Consider the following 3938-nt stretch of genomic DNA (forward strand, 5'->3'; position numbering starts at 1 on the left):
TTCGGTGGGAAGCCCGTTATCATCAAACCCAATTGGATAAAACACATCTTTCCCCAGCATGCGCTGAAACCTTGCAATGAAGTCCGTGTGGCAATAGCTAAATATATGGCCAATATGCAACTTCCCCGATATCGTCGGCGGAGGTGTGTCTATAGTGAAAGTGTTATTCCCTTCACCATTCCATTTATAAATTTTGCTGTTTTCCCACAATATGTTGTGCTTGGCTTCAATTTCTTTAAAGCTGTATTTTTCTTCTAACATAAATATTTTCCAATCTTAAGTTTCTAAGTTAACACAACTGAGTAAAGACGGCAATTTCAATGTGTTTTTATGCATGATAAATATTACTTGACCTTAGACTTGAAAGGTATTATGTTTAGTATTATTATTTAATATTGGGGTTTATTATACCTAATGAAACAGAGCAAGGAAAAGTACAAGCTAAAATACGGCTTATCACAAGTGAAAGCAACAGTGAGCAAATACAGCTCATCATCCCACAAAGCCAGTACGAAAAATTTCAAGAGTATAAAAACATAAACGAGAGTGATGTAGTAATTGATCAGGAGTTTTGCGCGGGTTTTACGCTAAGTGATAAACAACTATATGTTACTGGTCATTTTGAGCAACAAGGAATAATGCTGGGAGCAGAGAATGAAGAAATGGGTGCTGATTTAGTTTCTCTGCAATCACAAACAGTGCCTATACCTATAAATTCAGTTATAACTCAAGATAACAAACAACTTGATAATGTGTTTGAATGGCAGAAGAGCTGGGCCTTGACGACAGAAACACAGAAACTGAAGAGCTAGAGTTGTTTAAGCATCACGAAATACAGAATGAAGCGGGTGAAATAAAGCCAGCAACGTTTTCTTTCTCACAACCTGGTTTTTCTTACCAATCACCTTATGGTACTTCTTTCACTACTCCAGAAAAAGAAGATAGTAATTTTTCATCTGTGAATTCATCTATGAACTCTTTGTCTTATTTTACTCTCCCACAACTTAATTCTACTATAAAGCCACTGGACAAAACATGCCATCTTGGAAGCTAGCAGGGGAAATAAGCAGCCTGAATACCCAAGTTGCTAACTTACAGCAACAGTTAAGAGATAAAGAGGCTGAATTTGACAGACTAAAGGCAGGATTAGAAGCTAAAGATGAGAAAATAGCACAACTAAATGCTAGAGTTGAGGAGTTAGAGAAGAAATTGGCAGCTCAAAAGTCTCAAGTTCAGCAGTTACAGAAGCAAAATAAAGAACTAGAAGCTAAAAAACAACCAACCGAGCAACCAAAACAAAGCAATGGAGCACAGTATACCGCTGCTGCTGGCTTTGGTCTCGCTGCTGGGTTGGCAGCATTTATTGCACTTGAGCGTACAGTTAGACTAGATATTTGGGTAACGGTTGGTATAGCACTAGCATCTGCATTAGCGGTTAGTGGTGCGACATATTTAGCACTCAAACCTAGTACTCAAGTGAATAAAGCGGAAACACAAGAAGTAAATGGGGAAGTTCCTGCAAAAAGCTAGCTTGATACGGTTCATACGCGTCAAGTTAACTTGACGCGTATGGCTTCAATTTTTATACTCCCTCATCAACATAACATAATTTTGTGCTGATTGTGTAATATGATTAATTTCCTCACTTGACATTTTTTTGAAGAATTTTGCTGGTCTGCCAGCCCATATTTCTCCACTTTTTATCACTTTTTCATGCGTCACTAGCGAGCCAGCAGCTACCATAGCTTCGGATTCCATAATTGCATGGTCCATTACGGTAGAGCCCATGCCAATAAATGCTTTGTCATGCACTGTGCATGCGTGCAGCATGCAAAAATGTCCCACCGTTACCATGCTGCCAATAATTGTGTCACCCCCTGGGTTTCTATCCACATGAATTACCGTGCCATCTTGAATGTTTGTTTCATCACCTATTTTGATTGATCCAACATCTCCTCTGATTACACAATCAAACCAGATGCTTGCATTCTTCCCTATTTCAACCTTGCCTACGATATGCGAACCACCAGCGATGAAGGCACTCTCTTCCATTTTTGGTTCATAATCTTTGTATTTTAAAATGTGGTACATATTGAGCCTATGATTCCATGTTTTATATAACTTAAGTAAGATTTTTTCACTAAACAATAAATATTTTTCTTGGGTCGGAGCGTCTGGGCATACATCTCATTTCACTTTATGATCCCCAGCGAGTGACGCAGAGCTGTACGAACATTGCAATTAGTAGGTAATTTGCGTAACAGACGGTGTCATCCCAGTGCTCCGACACTGGGATCCAGCCTTTCCATAATTATCAAAAACGTTGTATTTTAATATAACTTTTATACTCACCAACTTAATAAAATTCCTGGATGCCAGCTTCAGCTGCTTGCATGACACCCTTCTAGTAGCACAATGTTCATACAGTTGTGTGAGTGACGCTTGTAAGTAATACAGAGGCATGTGCCGCTATTCCTTCATTTCTGCCAATAGAACCTAATTTTTCTGTAGTGGTTGCTTTGATATTCACAAACTCGCCATCAATCTCTAATGTCCTTGATATAGATTTCTTCATTTCCGCTTTATAAGGCGATATTTTAGGCTCCTCACAAACTATAGTAATATCTAAATTAGATACACGGTACCCTTTTTCTTTTGCTTTTGTAGTAGCAAAGCTCAGGAAGCAAGACGAATCACAATCTTTCCACTCAGCGGAACTAGGGGGGAAATGCTCTCCTATGTCGCCATATCCCAGTGCTCCCAGTATTGCGTCAACAACCGCATGTATTACAACATCACCATCGGAATGTGCTTCTATTGCCATGTTGTGCTCGATTTCCACACCGCAAATTTTTATAAAGTTTTCAGCCTTATTTTGAGCTTTAACGAACTTGTGTATGTCATAACCAGCGCCAACACGATATTTGGGTTCTTCAAGAAGGAGCTTTGCCATATTAATATCTTCTTTTGTAGTTAACTTAAAATTGCTTTTCTCACCTTTAATAATCACAACATGTTTTTTGTGCTCTACCATTAGCGACGAATCATCAGTGAATTCTTTGCTTGAATGGTGGCATAATAACAATTCTTTGAAATTGAAAATCTGAGGAGTTTGTATAGCTCTGAGTTTTTCTCTTGAGATCGTGGACTCGATGAAATTATCATTTGCCAATGACATGGTGTCTTCAACTTCTATTGCTGGCACTACTCCTGCATGTTGACCATGAATCATAGACTGAACTAAGCTATCCATCAAAGCATTTGATACGAAGGGCCTGCAAGCATCGTGTATAACAACAAAATTTGGGTTAATTTTTTGTAAGCTTTCAAGTCCCAACTTAACTGAATTTTGCCTACTTTTTCCTCCGTATATCGGACTTAGTAATTTAGCACCTACACCTTCTGTCATCCAAGTAGCTAACACTGGCTCATAGAAACCTTCATGATCTTTATTAATTACTACTCTTACATAATCTATGTATTGGTTGATCAAAAGTTTTTTGGTTGTATGAAATAAAACAGGTTTGTCTGCCAGTTTTATGTACTGCTTAGGAATCACGTTACTGCATCTACTGCCTACTCCCGCCGCAACTATTAGCGCTGCTATTTTGTATTTCTTAGATCTGTTAGTGTACACGTTTATCATTTTCAGCTTAAATATATAATAGCAGGTTATTTAAAGTTTCAAAAAGATTGACAAAGTTTAAAAAACAGCATCTGGGATCTCATTTCACTCTATGACGGTACCATGAAAGTGGCCCCTCCTGTCATTCCAGCGCGTGACGCTGGAATCTAAGTGAAAAAAGTGTAGATCCTAGTCTCTGTGAACAAAATTTTAGAGAAGCCGTATGAGAGAACCAACGAAGTTTAAAAAACCCATAAAAACCTCAGCAGTCTTGTCAAATCGAGAAAAAACACGTCTAAAGTTCTTGATTTTT

5 protein-coding genes are annotated in these 3938 nt (G+C 38.2%); 2 read left to right on the forward strand and 3 right to left on the reverse strand.

What is annotated here, in order from left to right:
* A partial coding sequence (locus GO685_RS03800) for a class I tRNA ligase family protein (RefSeq protein ID WP_175937640.1) occupies window positions 1-261 on the reverse strand: 261 nt, incomplete at its 3' end.
* A 134-nt stretch (window positions 262-395) separates the two neighbouring features.
* On the opposite strand from GO685_RS03800, the gene GO685_RS03805 reads away from it, so the two are divergent.
* Both GO685_RS03805 and GO685_RS03810 read left to right on the forward strand, forming a co-directional pair.
* Complete coding sequence (locus GO685_RS03805) at window positions 396-812, forward strand: hypothetical protein (RefSeq protein ID WP_175937641.1); 417 nt, start codon at window positions 396-398, stop codon at window positions 810-812.
* A gap of 223 nt (window positions 813-1035) precedes the next feature.
* Window positions 1036-1530, forward strand: a complete 495-nt coding sequence (locus GO685_RS03810) for a hypothetical protein (protein WP_175937642.1) — start codon at window positions 1036-1038, stop codon at window positions 1528-1530.
* Between the two features lie 45 nt (window positions 1531-1575).
* Here the strand turns inward: GO685_RS03810 and GO685_RS03815 are convergent, their stop codons facing one another.
* Both GO685_RS03815 and ispF read right to left on the reverse strand, forming a co-directional pair.
* A complete protein-coding gene (locus tag GO685_RS03815) occupies window positions 1576-2091 on the reverse strand; it encodes a gamma carbonic anhydrase family protein (RefSeq protein WP_175937643.1) in 516 nt (171 codons plus the stop codon).
* Window positions 2092-2419: 328 nt separating this feature from the next.
* Window positions 2420-3646 carry a 2-C-methyl-D-erythritol 2,4-cyclodiphosphate synthase gene (gene ispF / locus GO685_RS03820; RefSeq protein ID WP_175937644.1) on the reverse strand — a complete coding sequence of 409 codons (1227 nt, stop codon included), beginning with the start codon at window positions 3644-3646 and terminating at the stop codon, window positions 2420-2422.
* Between the last annotated feature and the right edge of the window lie 292 nt (window positions 3647-3938).

It is taken from the genome of Wolbachia endosymbiont of Madathamugadia hiepei (assembly GCF_013366855.1).
Taxonomy (GTDB): domain Bacteria; phylum Pseudomonadota; class Alphaproteobacteria; order Rickettsiales; family Anaplasmataceae; genus Wolbachia.

What these genes read in the sequence shown, in the direction of transcription:
- GO685_RS03810 (WP_175937642.1), top strand. Translation starts at nt 1,036, where the DNA reads ATGCCATCTTGGAAGCTAGCAGGGGAAATAAGCAGCCTGAATACCCAA.
- GO685_RS03815 (WP_175937643.1), bottom strand. Translation starts at nt 2,091, where the DNA reads ATGTACCACATTTTAAAATACAAAGATTATGAACCAAAAATGGAAGAG.
- ispF (WP_175937644.1), bottom strand. Translation starts at nt 3,646, where the DNA reads ATGATAAACGTGTACACTAACAGATCTAAGAAATACAAAATAGCAGCG.